The sequence below is a fragment of the Roseovarius atlanticus genome (assembly GCF_019802205.1).
GTDB classification, from domain to species: Bacteria; Pseudomonadota; Alphaproteobacteria; order Rhodobacterales; family Rhodobacteraceae; genus Roseovarius; species Roseovarius atlanticus_A.
Window position 1 is genome coordinate 586,276 of record NZ_JAHVHQ010000002.1, and the last position, 19,088, is coordinate 605,363.

At 65.0% G+C, this 19,088-nt stretch carries 22 protein-coding genes and 1 tRNA gene; 10 read left to right on the forward strand and 13 right to left on the reverse strand.

What is annotated here, in order from left to right; translation table 11 throughout:
* Positions 1-109: 109 nt before the first annotated feature.
* The 3 genes from KUV49_RS03010 to KUV49_RS03020 all read right to left on the reverse strand — a co-directional run bounded on the left by KUV49_RS03010 (position 110) and on the right by KUV49_RS03020 (position 1,317).
* Positions 110-649, reverse strand: a complete 540-nt coding sequence (locus KUV49_RS03010; RefSeq protein ID WP_222451550.1) for an AAA family ATPase — start codon at positions 647-649, stop codon at positions 110-112.
* A 170-nt stretch (positions 650-819) separates the two neighbouring features.
* Positions 820-895 (reverse strand) — tRNA-Ala (locus KUV49_RS03015).
* Between the two features lie 95 nt (positions 896-990).
* The gene (locus KUV49_RS03020) at positions 991-1,317 is read right to left on the reverse strand and encodes a TIGR02300 family protein (protein WP_152490839.1); all 327 of its coding nucleotides are present in this window, start codon (positions 1,315-1,317) and stop codon (positions 991-993) included.
* A gap of 114 nt (positions 1,318-1,431) precedes the next feature.
* Between KUV49_RS03020 and KUV49_RS03025 the strand changes: the two genes are divergently transcribed.
* The 4 genes from KUV49_RS03025 to KUV49_RS03040 are packed head-to-tail and all read left to right on the forward strand — an operon-like array spanning position 1,432 to position 4,002.
* Complete coding sequence (locus tag KUV49_RS03025) at positions 1,432-2,121, forward strand: M48 family metallopeptidase (RefSeq protein ID WP_222451551.1); 690 nt, start codon at positions 1,432-1,434, stop codon at positions 2,119-2,121.
* A gap of 45 nt (positions 2,122-2,166) precedes the next feature.
* Positions 2,167-2,844: a GntR family transcriptional regulator gene (locus tag KUV49_RS03030; RefSeq protein WP_222451552.1), complete on the forward strand. Its 678-nt coding sequence runs from the start codon at positions 2,167-2,169 to the stop codon at positions 2,842-2,844.
* Positions 2,845-2,887: 43 nt separating this feature from the next.
* Positions 2,888-3,607, forward strand: coding sequence for a bifunctional 2-polyprenyl-6-hydroxyphenol methylase/3-demethylubiquinol 3-O-methyltransferase UbiG (ubiG, locus tag KUV49_RS03035; RefSeq protein WP_222451553.1), 720 nt, complete (start codon positions 2,888-2,890; stop codon positions 3,605-3,607).
* Entirely contained in the window at positions 3,604-4,002 is a 399-nt protein-coding gene (locus KUV49_RS03040; RefSeq protein ID WP_222451554.1) for a DUF4149 domain-containing protein, read from the forward strand. Before ubiG ends, KUV49_RS03040 begins: the two co-directional genes overlap by 4 nt.
* Here the strand turns inward: KUV49_RS03040 and KUV49_RS03045 are convergent.
* A complete protein-coding gene (locus KUV49_RS03045) occupies positions 3,999-4,961 on the reverse strand; it encodes an acetyl-CoA carboxylase carboxyltransferase subunit alpha (protein WP_222451555.1) in 963 nt (320 codons plus the stop codon). The genes KUV49_RS03040 and KUV49_RS03045 overlap by 4 nt on opposite strands.
* Before the next feature lie 109 nt (positions 4,962-5,070).
* Between KUV49_RS03045 and KUV49_RS03050 the strand changes: the two genes are divergently transcribed.
* On the forward strand, positions 5,071-5,628 hold the full coding sequence (locus KUV49_RS03050) for a helix-turn-helix domain-containing protein (protein WP_222451556.1): 558 nt from the start codon (positions 5,071-5,073) through the stop codon (positions 5,626-5,628).
* Positions 5,625-6,152, forward strand: coding sequence for a GNAT family N-acetyltransferase (locus KUV49_RS03055; RefSeq protein ID WP_222451557.1), 528 nt, complete (start codon positions 5,625-5,627; stop codon positions 6,150-6,152). Before KUV49_RS03050 ends, KUV49_RS03055 begins: the two co-directional genes overlap by 4 nt.
* Here KUV49_RS03055 and KUV49_RS03060 read toward each other — a convergent pair.
* Together KUV49_RS03060 and KUV49_RS03065 are read right to left on the reverse strand one after the other, a co-directional pair.
* Positions 6,149-6,772 (reverse strand): hypothetical protein, encoded by a 624-nt coding sequence (locus KUV49_RS03060; RefSeq protein ID WP_222451558.1) that lies wholly within the window; start codon positions 6,770-6,772, stop codon positions 6,149-6,151. The two genes, KUV49_RS03055 and KUV49_RS03060, sit on opposite strands and share 4 nt — an antisense overlap.
* A gap of 24 nt (positions 6,773-6,796) precedes the next feature.
* Positions 6,797-7,417 (reverse strand): LysE family translocator, encoded by a 621-nt coding sequence (locus tag KUV49_RS03065; RefSeq protein ID WP_222451559.1) that lies wholly within the window; start codon positions 7,415-7,417, stop codon positions 6,797-6,799.
* A gap of 72 nt (positions 7,418-7,489) precedes the next feature.
* Here KUV49_RS03065 and KUV49_RS03070 point away from each other — a divergent pair, with 72 nt between their 5' ends.
* A complete protein-coding gene (locus KUV49_RS03070) occupies positions 7,490-7,942 on the forward strand; it encodes an Lrp/AsnC family transcriptional regulator (RefSeq protein ID WP_222451560.1) in 453 nt (150 codons plus the stop codon).
* 56 nt (positions 7,943-7,998) lie between these two features.
* On the opposite strand, the gene KUV49_RS03075 is transcribed toward KUV49_RS03070, so the two are convergent.
* The 4 genes from KUV49_RS03075 to KUV49_RS03090 all read right to left on the reverse strand — a co-directional run bounded on the left by KUV49_RS03075 (position 7,999) and on the right by KUV49_RS03090 (position 12,460).
* On the reverse strand, positions 7,999-9,159 hold the full coding sequence (locus KUV49_RS03075) for a cation:proton antiporter (RefSeq protein ID WP_222451561.1): 1,161 nt from the start codon (positions 9,157-9,159) through the stop codon (positions 7,999-8,001).
* A gap of 109 nt (positions 9,160-9,268) precedes the next feature.
* Positions 9,269-10,579 (reverse strand): ABC transporter permease, encoded by a 1,311-nt coding sequence (locus KUV49_RS03080; RefSeq protein ID WP_222451562.1) that lies wholly within the window; start codon positions 10,577-10,579, stop codon positions 9,269-9,271.
* Positions 10,576-11,382 (reverse strand): taurine ABC transporter ATP-binding protein, encoded by an 807-nt coding sequence (locus tag KUV49_RS03085; protein WP_222451563.1) that lies wholly within the window; start codon positions 11,380-11,382, stop codon positions 10,576-10,578. Before KUV49_RS03085 ends, KUV49_RS03080 begins: the two co-directional genes overlap by 4 nt.
* An 88-nt stretch (positions 11,383-11,470) precedes the next feature.
* Entirely contained in the window at positions 11,471-12,460 is a 990-nt protein-coding gene (locus KUV49_RS03090) for an ABC transporter substrate-binding protein (protein ID WP_222451564.1), read from the reverse strand.
* A 399-nt stretch (positions 12,461-12,859) separates the two neighbouring features.
* Here KUV49_RS03090 and KUV49_RS03095 point away from each other — a divergent pair, with 399 nt between their 5' ends.
* Entirely contained in the window at positions 12,860-14,245 is a 1,386-nt protein-coding gene (locus KUV49_RS03095) for an aspartate aminotransferase family protein (RefSeq protein WP_222451565.1), read from the forward strand.
* 93 nt (positions 14,246-14,338) lie between these two features.
* Here the strand turns inward: KUV49_RS03095 and KUV49_RS03100 are convergent, their stop codons facing one another.
* Together KUV49_RS03100 and KUV49_RS03105 are read right to left on the reverse strand one after the other, a co-directional pair.
* Positions 14,339-15,010, reverse strand: coding sequence for an OmpA family protein (locus KUV49_RS03100; protein ID WP_222451566.1), 672 nt, complete (start codon positions 15,008-15,010; stop codon positions 14,339-14,341).
* 186 nt (positions 15,011-15,196) lie between these two features.
* Entirely contained in the window at positions 15,197-16,060 is an 864-nt protein-coding gene (locus KUV49_RS03105) for a methylated-DNA--[protein]-cysteine S-methyltransferase (RefSeq protein ID WP_222452060.1), read from the reverse strand.
* A 97-nt stretch (positions 16,061-16,157) separates the two neighbouring features.
* On the opposite strand from KUV49_RS03105, the gene nth reads away from it, so the two are divergent.
* On the forward strand, positions 16,158-16,802 hold the full coding sequence (nth, locus tag KUV49_RS03110; RefSeq protein WP_152490823.1) for an endonuclease III: 645 nt from the start codon (positions 16,158-16,160) through the stop codon (positions 16,800-16,802).
* Entirely contained in the window at positions 16,799-17,785 is a 987-nt protein-coding gene (locus KUV49_RS03115; protein ID WP_222451567.1) for an adenosine kinase, read from the forward strand. Before nth ends, KUV49_RS03115 begins: the two co-directional genes overlap by 4 nt.
* Positions 17,786-18,213: 428 nt before the next feature.
* Here KUV49_RS03115 and KUV49_RS03120 read toward each other — a convergent pair whose 3' ends face one another.
* Positions 18,214-19,032 carry a sulfotransferase family protein gene (locus KUV49_RS03120; protein WP_222451568.1) on the reverse strand — a complete coding sequence of 273 codons (819 nt, stop codon included), beginning with the start codon at positions 19,030-19,032 and terminating at the stop codon, positions 18,214-18,216.
* Between the last annotated feature and the right edge of the window lie 56 nt (positions 19,033-19,088).

Here is a 19,088-nt window from a genome sequence, read left to right on the forward strand (position 1 = left end):
TTTCTCAGTGACTTCCCGCCCTTCGATCAGGGCATGGGCCGTCGGCTTCAGGTCGGTGACCGAAGGGAGCTGCGCGGTTTGTCCGCCTCGGCAGGTTCTCTCTCTACGGTCAGATCGCTAGTCGCGCACAGACAAAGTCGGCGCGTGTTGCAATGTCGGCGCGCGGAAGCTCCGTGATTTCGTATCCGAGTGCAATGTAGGTCTCGCGCATGACGGCGCAGGTTGCTTCGGCCTCGGCCTGACCCTGCTTCCGCTCGGTGTCCTGTGTAAAAATCTCGTCCCAGTAGGGCGCCAGCAAGACGCGGACGTTGTAACGGGCGGCCTTGGCCGCTGCGGCGACGTGGGGCCGCACAGGGAGGCCGCAGAGTGTCAGGTAGCCCACGATATCGGGAATGCCCCGGTCGAAGATCACGGGGCCTGAGAGTGCCTGAGCGTCCTCGTAGGCGCGGAGGTCGCGCTCAAGCATCCGTTCGGCGTAGGCCATGCGATCTGCCCAAGGGAGGGCGTCTCCGCCGCGCGCCATCTCCTCACGAATGATGGCACGGCCGGATTCGGGAATTGTGTGAAAGCCGCGGCGGGCAAGCTCGGTGATCAGGCTGGTCTTGCCCGCACCGGGGCCGCCCGTCACGACGAAGAAATGGTCGCTCATGGGCCATCCTCGGATTTGAAAGGGGGAACCGCTGCGAAGCGATCAACACGCCACGGGCGCGGATCAAGGCAGCATGGATTTTCGCAGGGAAAACAGCACCCGTCTGCGGTACAGAAGCAAGGCCTCTAACGAGAAAGGCAGACTTAACTGGTGCTTGTCAGGAAGGATTTTGGTGGAGCCTAGCGGGATCGAACCGCTGACCTCCTGCATGCCATGCAGGCGCTCTCCCAGCTGAGCTAAGGCCCCGAACCGAAGGCCCGTCGCCGGACCGTCATTTGCCGCCTTCTAGGTAAAGCGGCAGGCGGGATCAAGTGGAAAATCCCGCCCTCTCGCAACTTGGTTCAGCTTTCGTCGTCGTCCGACGCAACGTCCGCGATCTCGTCCAGCGAGACGTTGTCGTCATCGTCGTCGTCTTCCAGAACATCATCGCCCAGGTCGACATCGACATCGTCGTCATCATCCTCGATGACCTCGTCGTCGACCTCGTTACCCTTCATCTTCTTCGTCTCGGCGTCTTCCGCATCCGCGGTGATCGACCGGCTCTTGCCGGAATGCATCTCGACGACCTCGCCCGTGTACGGGCTGACGATCGGATCTTTGTTCAGGTCGTAAAACCGTTTGCCCGTCGTCGGGCATACGCGCTTCACACCCCATTCTTCCTTGGGCATCCTTATCCCCTTCGGTGTCTGTGGACTTGCAGGCATTCGACGTCCCCTGCCATAAGACGTATCAGGTGTCAAAGGCATAAAGTGCGGCGCGGCGCTGCAAGAGGTGAGCGGCATATGGGGCATTATGTTCTGCCCGGCAACCCCCCGGTCGATGTGACCCTGCGCCGCTCGGCGCGGGCGCGGCGGATTTCGCTTAGGGTGTCGGGCGTTGACGGGCGCGTGACGCTGACCATGCCCCCCGGCGTGGCCGAACGCACGGCGCTGGATTTCGCCAACGAAAAGGCCGCGTGGCTGCGCGCGCAACTTTCCCGCCAGCCGGACATGACCGAGGTGCGAATCGGCTCGGACCTGCCCATAGAGGGCCGCCTGCGTCATCTCGTAACCGGCGTGGGCCGCCGCATCCAACTGACCGGCGACACGCTGATGGTGCCCGCCCCGCCCGAGACCGCGCCCCGCCGCGTCCAGGCCTGGCTCAAGGCCCGCGCCCGCGACCAGCTTGCCGCCGCCTCGGATCATCACGCTAGGGCGGTCGGCCGCTCTTACGCCCGCCTCACCCTGCGTGACACCCGTTCGCGCTGGGGGTCCTGTACCCATGATGCCGGCCTCATGTATTCCTGGCGTCTGATCCTCGCCCCGCGCGAGGTGCTCGACTACGTCGCCGCCCACGAGGTCGCGCATCTAGTCGAGATGAACCATTCGCGCGCCTTCTGGGATATCGTCGCACGGCTTTGCCCCGGCTATGAGGCCCCCCGCCGTTGGCTGCGGGAAAACGGCGCGGAACTGCATCGCTACCGCTTCGAGTGATGCAACGGGATTGACCGCGCGCCAATCCGTGATCACAAATGCGCCATGAACTTTCCGCCGCGCTCCGAAGCCGGGCTTGTCCCGGCCCCCGGCACCGCCCCGACCGGGTCGGCCCATGACCGCGTCTATCGCGGCCTGCGCAGCCGCATCATGCATGGCGAGTTGCGCCCCGGACAGGCCCTGACCCTGCGCGGCGTCGGTGCCGAATACAACGTTTCGATGACCCCCGCCCGCGAGGCCGTGCGCCGTCTCTCCGCCGAGGGTGCCCTGACGGTCAGCAGCTCGGGCCGCCTTGCCGCGCCCGAGCTTGGCAATGAACGGATCGAGGAACTGGCCGCCCTGCGCGCCCTGATCGAGGTCGAACTGGCCAGCCGCGCCCTGCCCCGCGCCCACATGGCCCTGATCGACCGCCTGCAATCCATCAACGTTCGGATCACCGACCACATCGCTCACCAGGACGCGGTCGGCTACATACGCTCGAACCTCGAATTCCACCGCACGCTCTACCTGCGCGCCCAGGCCCCCGCGATGCTGGCAATGGCCGAAACCGTCTGGCTGCAACTCGGCCCCACAATGCGGGCGCTCTACGGCAAGCTGCAGCACAAGGAACCGCCCCGATATCACCGCCTGATCATCTCGGCGCTCAAGGCCGGGGACGAGCCGGGCCTGCGCTTGGCCGTCCGCTCGGACGTGACCCAGGGGCTGAAGATGCTGCTGGCCTGACGACGCCTCTGGATGCCTGCGCCCGCCGGCCTATCTCCGGCCCATGACCGCCCAAACCCGCAACAAGCAAGAGATCTACGACGCCGCCGCCGCGCAATGGTGGTCCGACGATCTGCGCTGGGTGCGCACGCTCAAGAACCTCGTGCCCGCCCGCCTGAAATTCTTTGACCGGCATTTCGACTGGGCGGGCAAACGCGTGCTCGACCTTGGCTGCGCGGGCGGTTTCATGGCCGAGGCCATCGCCAAACGCGGCGCCCACGTGACCGGCATCGACCCCGCGAAGGAGGCCATCGCCGCGGCCTGCAGCCATGCCGCGCAAACGGGCCTCGACATCCGCTACGACACCGGCGCGGGCGAGGCTCTGCCCTATGACCATGCGGCCTTCGATGCCGTCGTCTGCGTCGACGTGCTGGAGCATGTCTCGGACCTGGGGCAGGTCCTGCAAGAGGTCGCCCGCGTCCTGAAACCCGGCGGCCTGTTCCTCTACGACACGATCAACCGCAATGTCGTCGCCCGGCTGGCCACCATCACCGTGGCCGAGGATCTGCTTGGCCTCTTGCCCAAGGGCACCCACGATCCCGCGATGTTCATCAAGCCCGGCGAGCTGGAGGACGGATTGCGACAGGCCGGGCTGACTCCCGGCAAGATGGCCGGTCTCGGCCCCACCGGCCTGAACCGGAAGCTGGACTTCACCTTCGGCGTGCTGCCGTTCAGGCAGGTGATCTATATCGGCACCGCCCGCAAACCAAAGGCCACGACATGACGATCCTCGCCCTGCTTCTGACCGCGCTGCTCTTCGGCGGGATGACGCTCTATGCGTTCGGCTTTGCCGCCTTCGTCCTGCGCGTCCTGCCGGAAGAAACGGCGCGTCCGCTGATCCGCCGCGCGTTTCCGCATTTCTACCTGTTCGTGCTGGGCGCGTCCGGCCTTGCCGCCCTCTGCGCGGCCTTCGCCGATCTGCTGTCCATGGCAATCCTCGTGGTCATCGCGCTTACCACGCTCTACGCGCGCCAGTCCCTGATGCCGCGGATCAACGCCGCGACCGATGCCGGGCACGCCAAGCGGTTCAAGTTGCTGCACCTTGCGTCGGTGATGATCACGCTGGCCCATATCGCGGGCGCGGCCTGGGCGCTCATACGGCTGGGCGTCACCCTTTAGGCGGCCAGCCCCTTCGCTCCCATCTTCAGGAACTTCTCGCGCCGGTCGCGGACCAGTTCTTCGCGCGACAGGTCCTTCAGCCCGCCGAGCATAGACCCGATCGCATCTCCGACCGAGGCCATCGCCCCCGTCGGATCGCGATGCGCCCCGCCCTTGGGCTCGTCGATCACCCGGTCGATCACACCCAGCTTGATCAGGTCCTGCGCGGTCAGGCGCAGCGCTTCGGCCGCCTCGCGCATCTTCTCGGAATCCTTCCACAGGATGCTGGCGCAGCCCTCGGGGCTGATGACCGAGTAGACGGAATGCTCCAGCATCGCCACACGGTTGGCCGACGCAAAGGCGACCGCCCCCCCCGATCCGCCTTCGCCGATGATCACGCTGATCAGCGGCACACCGGCCTTCAGGCACATCTCGGTCGCGCGGGCAATCGCCTCGCTCTGCCCGCGCTCCTCGGCCCCCTTTCCGGGATAGGCGCCGGGCGTGTCGACCAGCGTGATGACCGGCAGATCGAAACGGTCCGCCATGTCCATCAGCCGGATCGCCTTGCGATAGCCCTCGGGCCGCGCCATGCCGAAATTCCGCTCGATCCGGGACTTGGTATCGTTGCCTTTCTCATGGCCGATCACCACCACGGGCGTATCCCGGAACCGCGCCAGCCCGCCCATCACCGCATGGTCGTCGGCAAAGTTCCGGTCGCCGGCCAGCGGCGTGTATTCCTCGAACAGCGCTTCGATGTAGTCCTTGCAGTGCGGGCGGTTCGGGTGCCGCGCCACCTGGCATTTCCGCCACGGCGTCAGGTCCTTGTAAAGGTCGGTCAGCATGGCGGCCGCCTTGCGGTCCAGCGCTCCGGCCTCGTCCTCGACATCCATGCCCTCGGTCGTCCGCGCCATCGCCCGCAGCTCTTCGGCCTTGCCTTCGATTTCCGCGAGGGACTTCTCAAAGTCGAGGTAATTGGTCATGCCCGTGCTCCTGTTTGGCCAACGGGATATATGGAAATGGCCGGAGGGTTCAACAGACTTCGCAAGTTCCGGCTTGCGCGAATCCCGAAAGTGGAATTTATTCCCGTTTATGGAATCATCGCTCGCCACCCCGCCCCCGCTGGCCCGACACATCCGCGACCTGCGCCAGTCGCGCAACCTCACGCTCGCGGAGTTGGCCGCCGCCAGCACCATCAGCCGCGCCAGCCTCTCGCGGATCGAAAATGGCGAGGTCAGCCCCACGGCCGACACCCTTGCCAAGCTCTCGACCGCCCTGCGTCTGCCGATCTCGCACCTGATCTCGCCGCTGGAAAGCCGCTTTCAGGCGCTGGTGCCTCGCGACGCCCAGCCGGTCTATCACGATGCCAGCCACGGCTTTCACCGCCGCAACGTCTCGCCTCCCAGCGCCGATCTGCAAATCGAACTGGTCGAGGCCACGCTGGAACCCGACGCGCACATTTCCTACGACCACCCCAGCGTGCCGGGCCACGAACACCATTTCGTGCTGCTGGACGGGGCGTTGCAGATCACCGTCGACGGCGGGACCCACAGCCTCTCTCCCGGCGACTGCCTGCGCTACCGCCTTCACGGCGTGTCGGAATTTCGCGCCGGACCGGACGGCGCCCGCTACCTTCTGGCGCTAGCATGACCGCGCCCCGCATCACCGCGCTGACCGGCCCCGCGCTGCAGCAAAACCTCGATGGTCTCACCCGCCTGCTGATCGACACCGTGGCCGACGGCGCCGCCGTCAGCTTCCTGCACCCGCTCGCGCCCGAGACGGCCAGTGCCTTCTGGCGCGACGACGTCTTTCCGCATGTGAAGGCCAACGCCCGCACCCTGTTCGCCGCCCACCTTGGCGACACACTTGCCGGAACGGTCCAGCTGATCACCGCCATGCCGCAGAATCAGCCGCACCGGGCCGAGATCGCCAAGATGATGGTCCATCCGACCGCCCGCCGCCGCGGCCTGGGGCGTATGCTGCTTTCCGCCGCGCTGGACCACGCCCGCACCCTGGGCAAGACCAACGTCACCCTCGACACCCGCAGCGGCGACGTCTCGCAATCGCTTTACGCGTCCGTGGGGTTCGAGGTGGCGGGCATCATCCCCGACTTCGCCCTCGATCCCGACGGGCGCACGCTCCACTCCACGACCTACATGTTCAAACGGCTTTAACCGCAAGCCACGTCCAGAACGGCCCGCAGCGCCAGCTCCGGCGAACTCAGGACGGGTATACCCAGATCCTCCAGCCGCGCCGCGGCCCCCGCCATCGAGGCTTGCGCCAGCACCACCGCGGCCACGTCGCCCTGCGCGGCCACGGCCTGCCGCACCTCGCCCGCTATCACGGCGTCAAAGGCGTCCGTCTCACCGGCCTCGAACAGCGGCCAGTATTGCGGCATCGGCAGAGGATAGACCTTCTGCGGCGTGCCTTCCTCGGCCAGCGCGCGCTCCAACAGGGCGAGGCTCGGCACGTAGGTACTCTCCAAACAGAACGCCATCAGCACCGGCCCTTGCGCCCGCGCCGCCGCCCGCATCATCGGCCAGTCCACTCGCATCGCGCCCGCGCTCTCGGCCACCGGCCCCAGGGTCGTGCAGGTACACAGCACCGGCCCTTGCGCCCGCGCGATCACGCCTGCGATCTCCTCTTCCAGCGCTGCGCCGCCGCCGTCCTCGGCCCGCTGCAACCAGCGCGGCCGCACGATGTGGTTCAGGGTCGTGTCCGGCGCAATCGTGTCACGGATGCGGTCGAACCGCGCCGGGTGCGCCTCAGCGGTGTGCAGTAACGTGATCCTCATGGCCATGTCATCGCAGCATCGTCGTTACCGCGCAAGGCCACCCTGTTCGGCACCGGGCCATAGCACGGGGATCAGCGTCGCCACCAACAGCACAGCCATGAAAATGTTGAACTTGCGCAGCGTTCCCGGGTCCTTCAGAAAGCGCTGAACCTGCTGGCCCAGAACGGTCCAGCTTGTCGTGCTGACAAAAGACACCACAAAGAAGGCCCCGACCACCCAGAGGATTGCCGCCAGATCCCGGCTGCTCGCGTAAAGCGTGATCGCGGACAGGGCCATGCTCCATGCCTTGGGGTTCACCCACTGGAACGCCGCCGATTGGAGGAAGGTCAGAGGCCTGCCCTCGGCCTTCGCCTCCTGCGGCGGGGCGGCATTGGCGATCTTCCATGCAAGGTACAGCAGGTACGCGACACTCAGCACCTTCAGGATCACATAGCTGGGGGGCCATAGATCGAACAACCGCATAACTCCCAACCCGACCAGGAAGATCATGGCAGGAAAGCCGATCGTGATCCCCAACATATGCGGCACCGTCCGGCGAAATCCGAAATTGGCGCCCGATGCCACCAGCATCAGGTTGTTCGGCCCCGGCGTCATCGCCGAGACAAAGGCAAACGCCAAAAGTACAGTGAGCAGATCAAGCGTCATGACGCAAACTTATGCCGAACACCACGCCATGGAATTGTGTTCTTTTGCGCTTGACCGATTTTCGTGCAATCAATGGCAGCAATGGACCAGATCAACGACAAGATATTGCAAGAGCTTCAGCGCGATGGCCGGATCAGCAATCTGGACCTCGCCGAGCGAGTCGGCCTGTCCCCCTCCGCCTGCCTCCGCCGGGTGCAGGATCTTGAACGCCGCGGCATCATCACCGGCTTTCGTGCCGTGTTCGATCGCTCCAAGCTGGGCGTCGGTTTCGTCGCCTACACCACGATCGGCCTCAACGCCCACACCAAGGCCAGCCAGGTCGCCTTCGAGCGCGCCATGGCCATCGCCCCCGAAGTGGTGGAGTGTCACAACGTCACCGGCTCGGTCGAATACCTGCTGCGTATCGAGGTCGCCGATCTGCCCGCCTACAAGGCGTTCCACACCGATGTCATCGGCACCCTGCCGCAGGTCAACGCGATCACCTCTTTCGTGGTGATGGGCTCGCCAAAGGACATGCGCGCCTGAAGCGTTTCACCTGCGTTTCGCGCGTCAGCTGCACATCAGTTTTATCGCGAAACGCTTTAACCGTCCTGCCGGGCCACCCGCCGGATCGCCAGCAGGGTCAGCGGCGGGCCCACGACCTCGAACACCACCGTGCTGGCGATGGTCAGCGCCATGATCGTGCCCGACCACTCGGGCAGCGCCTCGCCCGCGACCAGCGCGATGCCCACCGCCACACCCGCCTGCGGCAACAGCGCAGGCCCGTACCACCGCCGCTCCGCCGCGCTGGCCCCGGCCAGCCAGCCGCCGGCAAAACTGCCCAGGACACGGGCCAGCATTCGCAGGCCAAGGTAAAGCAACCCGGCCCAGCCCAGCGCCTTCAGGGCCTCCACCTCCAGCGTCGCCCCCGCCAGCAGGAAGAACAGGATCATGAAAGGCCATTGCACGTGTTCGATCTCGTGGAAGGCCCGTTCGTGATGCTGCGCAAAGTTCACCACCACGGCCCCCGCCGTCATCCCCGCGATCAGGAACGACACCTCCAGCCACAGGGCCAGCCCCGCGGTCAGGAACACGATCCCGATCGCCTCGGCCTGCTGCGGCTCTCCCGGTGTCAGCCGTCCGGTCAACAACGCTGCCGGCACGCCCAGCACCACGCCCAGCGCGACGCCGCCCAGGATGTCATGCGCCGCGCCTGCCAGCATCTCGCCCGGCCCGCTGGATTGCGACACCAGCGACAGGACCAGGCTGAACAGGATCAGGCCCCAGACATCGTCTATGGCGACGATCCCCTTCAACGTCTCGGTGAACCCGATCTTCACACCCGCCTGCCGGATCACGTCGGTCATCGCCGCGGGGTCGGTCGCCGTGGCAATCGCCCCCAGCACCAGCGCCAGGCGCCAGTCCACTCCGATTGCCGTCAGACCGCCCGCCACCACCAGCGCGGTCCCGCCCGCGATGACCACCGACAGAACCAGGATCGCCCGCCCGTGCCGCGCCAGCGTCTCGCGAGTCAGCGTCCCTCCCAGCAGGAAGGCCACCATCGTCAACGCCACAATCGACAGGATCTCGAACCATGCGATCAGGTCGCCCGGGATCAGGTCCAGCCCGGCCTGTCCGGCGACCAACCCCAGAAGCAACAGCATCGTCACCCGGGGCAGGCGTGTGAACCGGCCCGCCTGGTCCGCCGCCAGCCCGGCCAGGAACAGCACACCCAACGCCATCAGAAGTTCCGCGATTTCCATGACCTCACCCTGCCCGGTTGCAAGCGCAGATTTCCTTGATCCGCATCAATGCGCCACCACGAAAAACGCCCGGCACGGGTGGCCGGGCGTTTCGCGGTATTCCTGGCCGTCAGACGCGCCCTTTCCAGGGCACCAGCCATTTCTCCAGCATCCGGATGCCCACGTCGATCAGGAACCCGATGACCCCGATCAGGATGATCCCGACGATCACGATATCGGTCAGCTGAAATTTCGACGCGACCATGATCATCATGCCAAGGCCCCGCTCGGCGGCCACCAGTTCGGCGGCCACCACCGTGCCCCAGCAGACCCCCATGGCAACCCGCGCGCCGGTGAAGATCTCCGGCAGGCTGTTGGGAATGATCACCTTGGTCAGCACCTGGAACTTGCTCGCGCCCAGCGAATAGGCCGCGTGGACCTTGGAAATCGCCACGCCCGACACGCCGGCCCGCGCCGCAATCGCCATGATCCAGAGCGCCGCAAGGAACAGCAGGATCACCTTGGACTGCTCGCCGATGCCGAACCAGATGATCATCAGCGGGATCAGCGCAAGCGGCGGCACCGGCCGCATGAACTCCACGATCGGGTCGAACCAGCCGCGTGCCCAGTTGGTCAGGCCCATGGCATAGCCCAGGGGGATCCCCACCAACGCCCCGAAGAAGAAGCCCAGCAGAACCCGTTGCAGCGAGATCCACGTGTGCTGCCAGAGGGTATAGTTGCGATACCCTTCCTCATTCAGCTCGAAGAACCTGTCCACCGTGACCTCGGGCGCGGGCAGGTAAAGCCGCTGCATCCGGTTGCCGGTCGAGGGCGAGAAAGTCGGCGTGCCCTTGTCGGTCAGCCCCACCGTGCCCTCGGGCAACTGGATCATCTCGCCCGCCTGCACCTCGGTGCCATTGAGCGCGGTGACAACCGCATCCTCGCTCCGGCCCAGCTCGTCGTTGCCCAGGACGTTGATCACCTTGTAGCCGTATCGCGGCACCACGATGCTGTCGTTCTTGGCAAACCCGTCGCCCGGCTCCACCTCGGGCGCGGCCGGGATGCGGCCCGGATTGCCCTCGGCATCCACCGTCTGGCTGATATCCTCGCGGTAGACCAGCACGGTCACCTCGGCATCGTCCGCCCGTCCATCCGGCAGGGTGGAGGTATAGGTGAACGTCACCTCCCCCAAATAGGGCGACGAGGCCTGCGGCAGCGGCAGGCTCGAGTTGGTGAAGGCCACCCAAAGCAGGAAGATCGTGATTACCGACAACACGCTGGCCGCCCGGTTCGGACGCACGGCGCTTTCGTCGCCGAAGGTCACGGTCTTCAGTGCGGTATAGTCGATCCGGGCAAAGAACGCCCGGTACAGCGCCGAGACGGCGAGATAGGCAATGAAAAACGCGCCCACATAGAGCGCGAGAACGATGAACCCGGTCATGCGCTTTCCTCCACCCGGCCCATGATCTCTTCTTCCATGTTCCAGATCATCTCGAGGATTTCCTCACGCCGCTCGCTGAACTCGGGGTGTTTCTTCACCTCGCGCAGGTCCTTGCCCACGCCCAGGTCGGCAAAGGGCAGGCGGTATTCCTTGTGGATGCGCCCCGGCCGCGGCGCCATCACCAAAAGCCGCTCGCCCAAAAGCAGTGCCTCCTCGACCGAGTGGGTGATCAGGATGATCGTCTTGCCGGTTTCCTTCCACAGCTTCAGCACCAGCCCCTGCATCTTCTCGCGCGTCAGCGCGTCCAATGCGCCCAACGGTTCGTCCATCAGGATCACGTCGGGGTCGTTGGCCAGGCACCGCGCCAGCGCCACGCGCTGCTGCATCCCCCCGGACAATTCGTAAATCGCCTTTTCCTTGAAATCCTTCAGGCCGACCACATCCAGCAGGTGATTGACCGTCGGCATGTATTTCGACTTGCTCTCGCCCTTCATGCGGGGGCCGAAACTCACATTGTCGCGCACGCTCATCCATTCGAACAGCGCGCCCTGCTGAAACACCATGCCGCGCTCCGCGTCCGGCCCGGTCACCTTGTGATCGTTCAGCGTGATCTTTCCCTCGGTCGGCGCAAGGAAGCCCGCCACGATGTTCAACAGCGTGGTCTTGCCACAGCCGGACGGCCCCAGCACGCTCAACAACTCACCGCTCTGCAACTCCAGCGAGACGTCCTTGAGCGCCTGCACATGGCCGCCATTCGGCAAATCGAAGCGCATGGAAATATTGTCGATTTTCAGTGTCGACATGCCTGCCCCCTTCGTTTCGAGATTTTTGATGGTATCGGTTTGCCGCGGGCCATGCGCGTGGCCCGCGGTCTGTCCTGCGGAAACCGCCTTACTGCGTCGCTTCCAGCGGGCCGGTGTTCACATTCGTCTCGTAAGAGGCCTTGGCCGCGTCGATCGAACCGGAGTCCACAAAGACGTTCGCGACACCCAGCATGAATTCCTGCGCGCCGCCGCCCAGCCATTTCTCGCTCAATTGCTCGTCGACCGGCGGAAAGACGAAGGTCTCGATGGTGGCCATCGTGTCTTCCTCCGACATGCCCGCATCCTCGGCGATCACCGGCAGCATCTTCTCGCGGTTGGCCTCGTCCGCCCACATGGCGTTGGCCTCGGCCGTCACCTTGAGGAAGCTCGACACCACGTCGGGGTTCTCGGCGATGAAGGATGCCGGGCCAGAGGTCACGTCGAACACCAGGATGCCCAGCTCTTCCTTCTCGGCGCCGGTCAACAGGACGTTGCCGCTTTCCTTCATGCGGCGCAGCGCACCGCCCCAGCCGCAGGCCATGTCGACAGCGCCCTGCGCCAGCGCGGCCTGTCCCTCGGCGGGGGCCATGTCAACGACCGTCAGGCTGTCCAGCGACACGCCGAAATGGTCCATCTGCTTCAGAAAGCCGTAATGCGCCGCGGTGCCCAGCGGCACGGCGACCTTCTTGCCGGCCAGTTCGTCCGCGCTGTCCTTGTCGATTTCCAGCGCCGCCGACACGACGCAGTTGTCGTTGTCCGAATAGGACACCGCCACGTCGACGATCTGAAGGTCCTGGCCGGCGCTGGTGGCCACGACGAAGGGCGGCACGCCCTGGCTCACGCTCAGCTGCACGTCGCCCGAGGCCATCGCGGCGCTCATCGCGGTGCCGGTGTCGAAGCTGACCCAGTTCACGGTCATGCCCATCGCCTCGTCATACATGCCTTCGGCCTTGGCATACTGGAACGGCATCGGCCATTCGAGGAAGTAGCCGACCGTGATTTCCTGCGCCGAAGCGGATGCCCCGGCCAGAAGCGCCGCGCCGGTGGTGGCGGCCATGAATTTCGACTTGAGTGTCATTTTTCCTTATCTCCCTGGAGTGTCGTTTCTTTTTCGTTGCGCCATCCTTGCGGGACGTCGTGCGCTGCACGGCAGAAACCATATCGCCACGCTGCCCCCGATGGCAGATGCGGCCTCATCCGAGCCGAATTTACGATTCCGATCAATGATTTTGTCTGGCTGGAGGCACTTCTTCCACCTTTCCGAACCGAAGTTTCGGGAAAACCGTCTCAGAAATCAGCAGAATAGCACGAATTCGCCATCACTCTGCAGGCAATGCACAATTTCCTGGACTTAAACAATGACCCCACCTGGCCCTATCGACAGTCGCGGTTTCAAGGCTGATTATACGCCAATCGCACGCACGTGCACCTACGCGCCCCCGGCCGCCGCGCCGGGCCTGACCTGATGGAGTTTGAGATGGATGGCAACCTGCTGAATGATATCGACAAAGTCGTGGACGCCGACCGCGCCCATGTCTGGCACCACCTGATTCAACACCAGCCGTTCCAGACCGGCGCCCCCAAGATCATCGTCGAGGGCAAGGGCATGCGCGTCTGGGACCAGCACGGCAAGGAACATATCGACGCCGTCTCGGGCGGGGTCTGGACCGTCAATGTCGGCTACGGCCGCGAACGCATCGCCAACGCCATCCGCGACCAGCTGATCAAGCTGCCCTATTTCGCGGGTTCCGCGGGCTCGATCCCCGGTGCGATGTTCTCGGAAAAGCTGATTTCCAAGATGCCGGGCATGAGCCGGGTCTACTTCACCAACTCCGGCTCCGAGGCGAACGAGAAAGCCTTCAAGATGGTCCGCCAGATCGCGCACAAGCGCTATGGCGGCAAGAAATACAAGATCCTCTACCGCGAGCGCGACTATCACGGCTCGACCATCGGCACCATGTCGGCGGGCGGCCAGGACGAACGCAACGCGCAATACGGCCCCTTCGCGCCGGGCTTCGTGCGCGTGCCGCACTGCCTTGAATACCGCGCCCAATGGGACCTCACCGGCGAGGAGTACGGCATCGCCGCCGCCAACGCGATCGAGGAGGTCATCCTCGCCGAAGGCCCCGACACGGTGGGCGCGCTCTGTCTTGAGCCGGTCACCGCCGGCGGCGGCGTCATCACCCCGCCCGAGGGCTACTGGCCCCGCGTGCAGGAGATCTGCCGCAAGTACGACATCCTCTTGCATATCGACGAGGTCGTCTGCGGCGTGGGTCGCACCGGCACCCACTGGTTCGGCTACCAGCATTACGGGATCGAGCCCGATTTCGTGACAATGGCCAAGGGCGTCGCCTCCGGCTATGCCGCCATCGCCTGCTGCGTGACCAACGAAAAGGTCTTCGACATGTTCAAGGACGATATCGAGGATCCGCTCAACTACTTCCGCGACATCTCGACCTTCGGCGGCTGCACCGCCGGCCCCGCCGCGGCGCTGGAAAACGTCGCAATCATCGAGGAAGAAGGCCTGCTGGAAAACACCACGAAGATGGGCGACTACATGACGGACCAGCTGAACGCGCTGGCCGACAGGCACACCGTCATCGGGCAGGTGCGTGGCAAGGGCCTCTTCCTCGGGGCCGAGCTTGTCTCCGACCGCGCCAGCAAGGAGCCGGTGCCCGAGAAACAGGCGCAGGCCGTCGTCGCCGACTGCATGGCGCAGGGCACGATCATCGGCGTGACCAACCGCTCGATCCCGGGCTTCAACAACACGCTGTGCTTCTCTCCCGCGCTCATCTCGACCAAGGATGACATCGACCAGATCGTCGCCTCGGTCGACGAGGCCCTGGGCCGCGTTTTCGGCTGAACGCAAGGCTTGCAACGCAAACGCCCCGCCGGGTCCTCCGGCGGGGCGTCTTGTTTCAGGGCCGGATTATTCGCAGAATAATCTTCGCCGGCGTCACGCCGCGTTGGGCAGGATGACGATCTCGACGCGGCGGTTCTGCGCCTTGCCGTCCTCGGTCAGGTTCGACGCCACCGGCGCGTCCTCGCCCCGGCCGAACGCGTCGATCCGGCTGAACGCCACGCCGCCATTCATCAGCACGTCCGCCACCGCATTGGCCCGCCGCTCGGACAGGGCCTGGTTATGTTCGGCACCGCCGGAATTGTCCGTATGGCCGACGATCTGCACCCGGCTGTCGGGGTAATTCTGCAGGTTCTGCGCCACCGCGGACAGATCGCTGCGCAGTCCCGGACGCACCGCTGCGCTGTCCACGTCGAACAGGATATCCTGCGGCAACGTCACGATCAGGCGGTCGCCGGTGTTCTGGATATCGACATTGTCGTTGCCGATGTTGTTGCGAAGCTCGGCTTCCTGCCGGTCCAGCATGTTGCCGGCGACGGCACCGCCCGCCGCGCCGACAGCGCCGCCGATCAGCGCGCCCTTGACCTTCTTGTCGGCGACAAGCGCGCCCGCGCCCGCCCCGATCAGGCCGCCCAGCAGCGCACCCTGCTTGGCCTTCTGGTTGCGGTCGACAGCGGTGTCGTCAAGGTAGGCCGGGCTGGTGCAGGCCGTGGCCCCCAACATCGACAAACCCGCAATAAGGGTGACTGTTTTTTGTGAAATGCTCATCCTGATGCCTCATGTTCCAAGCGCCCGTTTGCCGGGTCTGCCGTTGATTCTAAGCAATTTACGGCCAAGGCCCAAGCGTTTTTTACGGGGAAACCGGCGGCGATCCGCGCAGAACCGCCGCGCCCGCCGCCCGGCGGCGGCAGGAAATGCACATTTCCTGCCCCATTTTCTGCGCGGAAAATGGTCTCACCCGGCCTCGGCCCGCGCACTTTCCCATGCCAGGATCGCGCGTTTGACAGGCAGGCCCCAGTGATACCCGCCAAGCCCGCCCGACTTGCGCAGCGCCCTGTGGCACGGGATCAGGAAACTCACCGGGTTGCGCCCCACCGCCGTGCCCACGGCGCGCACGGCCCTCGGGTTTCCGATGGCCTGCGCGATCTCCGAATAGGTCGTCACGTGGCCCGACGGGATCTGCATCAACGCCTCCCATACCTTGATCTGGAACGGCGCCCCGATCATGTAGAGCGGCACTTTTTCCGCCGTCTGGTCGCCCGCGCCGAAGGCCTGCAACACCCACGGGCGCAGCATCAACGGGTCCTCCGTGAATTCCGCGTTGGGCCAGCGCGAGATCATGTCCTCCATCGCCGCCTCTTCGCCCGTTTCGCTGGCAAACCCGATGCCGCAGATGCCCTTCTCGGTGCCCATCACCAGCGCCAGTCCGAAGGGGCTGTCGAACCACCCCCACGCGATCTTCAGCCCCTCGCCCCGCCGCGCGAACTCGCCGGGGCTCATCGCCTCCCACCGCAGGAAAAGGTCATGCAGCCGCCCGGTGCCCGACAGACCCAGCTCATGCGCGGTGTCCAGCGTCGTGAACCGCCCCGCCAGCAGATCCTTGGCCTGGCCCAGCGCCAGGTATTGCTGGTACCGCTTGGGGCTCACGCCCACCCATTGCGTGAACAGCCGCTGGAAATGCGCGGGGCTCATGTTCATGTCCCGGGCGAGATCCGCCAGCCGCACCCCCGGCCCGCCCGCGTCGATCAGGTCGATCGCCCGGCGCATGACATTGAAATGATACCCGTCGCGGATTTCGGTGTTGATTTCGGCGCTCATGACGGCTCTCCATTCGATATACGGAATGTAGTCGCACACCCGCATCGCCGCGACCCGAATGTTGCGCATCCCGACCAAAGCGGGCACAAGGTAAGCCATGGCCAAGCAACTCGACTACCACACGATCCGCGAGATCTTCACCCGGTTCCAGGAGTCGTCTCCCGAACCCAAGGGCGAGCTCGACCACGTGAACGCCTACACGCTTCTCGTGGCCGTGGCGCTCTCGGCGCAGGCGACCGATGCGGGGGTCAACCGCGCCACGCGCGAGCTGTTCAAGATCGCCGACACCCCGCAGAAGATGCTGGACCTGGGCGAGGAAGAGCTGATCGAGCATATCAAGACCATCGGCCTTTACCGCAACAAGGCCAAGAACGTGATGAAGCTGTCGCGCATCCTGATCGACAAGTTCGACGGCGAGGTGCCCAATTCCCGCGCCGCGCTGCAATCGCTGCCCGGCGTCGGGCGCAAGACGGCCAACGTCGTGCTGAACATGTGGTGGAGCTATCCCGCACAGGCGGTCGACACGCATATCTTCCGGGTCGGCAACCGCACGGGCATCGCCCCGGGCAAGGATGTGGACGCGGTCGAACGCGCCATCGAGGACCACGTGCCGGTGGATTTCCAGCAGCACGCCCACCACTGGCTGATCCTGCACGGCCGCTACCACTGCAAGGCGCGCGCCCCGATGTGCCGGTCCTGCATCATCCGCGACCTCTGCCAGTTCGAGGAAAAGACCATATGAACAAGTACCAGGCCGTGGGCATCGGCAACGCCGTCGTCGACGTGTTCTCGCAGGCCGATGACGGGTTTCTGTCCCGCGTGGGCATCGAAAAGGGCATCATGCAGCTGATCGAGCAGGATCGGGCCGAACACCTGTATGACAACATGCAGAACCGCACCCAGATGGCGGGCGGCTCGGTGGCGAACACCATCGCCGGGCTGGGGGCCCTGGGTCTCTCCACCGCCTTTATCGGACGCGTGGCCGACGACGCCCTTGGGCGCGATTATGCACGGGAAATGTCGGATGTCGGAACCGACTTCGTGAACGCGCCGGCCAGCGAAGGCGAACTGCCGACCTCCCGCTCGATGATCTTCGTCTCGCCGGACGGCGAGCGCTCGATGAACACCTATCTCGGCATCTCGACCGAACTTGGCCCCGACGACGTCGACGACGCGGTCGCAGGCAATGCGGGCCTGCTCTTTCTCGAGGGCTATCTCTTCGACAAGGACAAGGGCAAAGCGGCCTTCCTCGCCGCCGCGCGCGCCTGCCGCGACGGCGGCGGCATGGCCGGCATCACCCTGTCGGACCCGTTCTGCGTCGACCGTCACCGTGCCGACTTCCGCAAGCTGGTGACCGAACTGGACTACGTGATCGGCAACGAACACGAATGGTGCGCGCTCTACGAGACCGACGATCTCGGCACCGCGCTGGAGCAGGCCGCATCGGAAAGCGGCCTGATCGTCTGCACCCGCTCGGGCCGGGACGTGGTGATCGTGCGCGGCGAAGACACCGTGACCGTCCCCGTCGATGAAATCACCCCGGTCGACACCACCGGCGCGGGCGACCAGTTTGCCGCGGGCTTTCTCTATGGCCTGGCCACCGGCGCGTCGCTGGACGTGGCCGGGCGCATGGGCTGCATTGCGGGCGCGGAGGTGATCAGCCACTACGGCGCCCGGCCAGAGGCTGACGTGAAGGCGATGTTCAGGGCCGAAGGGCTGGTCTGAGAAAGGCCATTTTCTTGAAGAAATAAAATGGTCCGGAAAATCCCGGATTTTCCGCGCCGGTTCCGATGGGCCACGCGGTCGACACGCGCCTGTCCGAAAGGCCGGCGTCAGGCCAGTCGAGTATTTTCAGCAAGAAAAAGCCATGGATGCGCGTCCGGGCCAGGCGTCGTTCGGCACGGCGCCGATGCAGACCCGATACCCGGATGCGACTTTTCCTTGCACGGTCATCGGCTCTCCAGCCTGTACCGCAGGCCGATCGTGCCGCGGCTTCGTTAAAATATCGTTCCCGGCTTTTTCTTGCCGCAAATACTCAGATCACCACGCTCGCCGTCTCGTCGAGGGCCGGGCGAAAGCGTCACGCCCGCCATACGCCCGAGGAGGAGGCACGACGACGAGACAGGCCTGCGCGCGCGGTACGCGCGCCCCGCCTAGGCGCCCAGCTTGGCGTGGACCTCGTCCAGGTCGATCTCGCCGATGGGCATCTTGTTCGACGGATCGTCGAAATCGTATTTGAACAGCTCGAAATCGCGGTGGTAGATTTCCTTCACCAGGTGCATCGACAGGTCGTCGAAATAGTCCTCGACCGGGTGCGCCCGTTTCGGCCCGTGCCCTTCGCTCTCGTTGAAACGCGGGATCGTCTTCAGGTCCACCTTGTTCGGCGTCCGGGTCGCCTTCAGGACATCCGCCATCCCGTCGTTGAACTGCTCCGTCCAGAAGATCCTGTCATAGGTGCCGCCATTCACGATGAAGGTCGACACGTGCCCCGACATCGACGACCAGTGAATGTCCGGTTCCATCGGGCGTTTCCAGCGGATGGTATCGCGGGTGAACAGCAGGAACCGCCGGAAGCTCTTGATCTGGTCGAACTCCTGCTTGCCGTCCTCGCCGCCGACCTCGATCCCGTATTTCTGGATCAACAGGGGCACCAGCTTGCCTCGGTACCGCTTGCCGTTGCGCTGGATGCCGCAGATCTTGTCGAAGAACGACGACAGGATGCGGGTATAGGGGTTGCGCACGCAGGTGAACGCGAAAGACGTGTGCGTGCGCACGTTGGCCTTGATCAGCGGCTGGCTTTCGTCCCGGGCCCACTTGTGCAAGCCGTCCGTGGCATCGTGGATGTCGCCATCGAAAAACGCGCCATGGTCCGAGAAATACATGATCTGCCCAATGGTCGAGCAGGCGCATTTCGGCACCACGCGATAGACCATGCTCTCGCTTTCCGTCATCCAGGTACCGGGAAAGCCCATTCGCCTGCCTCCAACCCCGCTGCTTTGGTTTTCTCGGGTCAAACCGTGTTTAACCC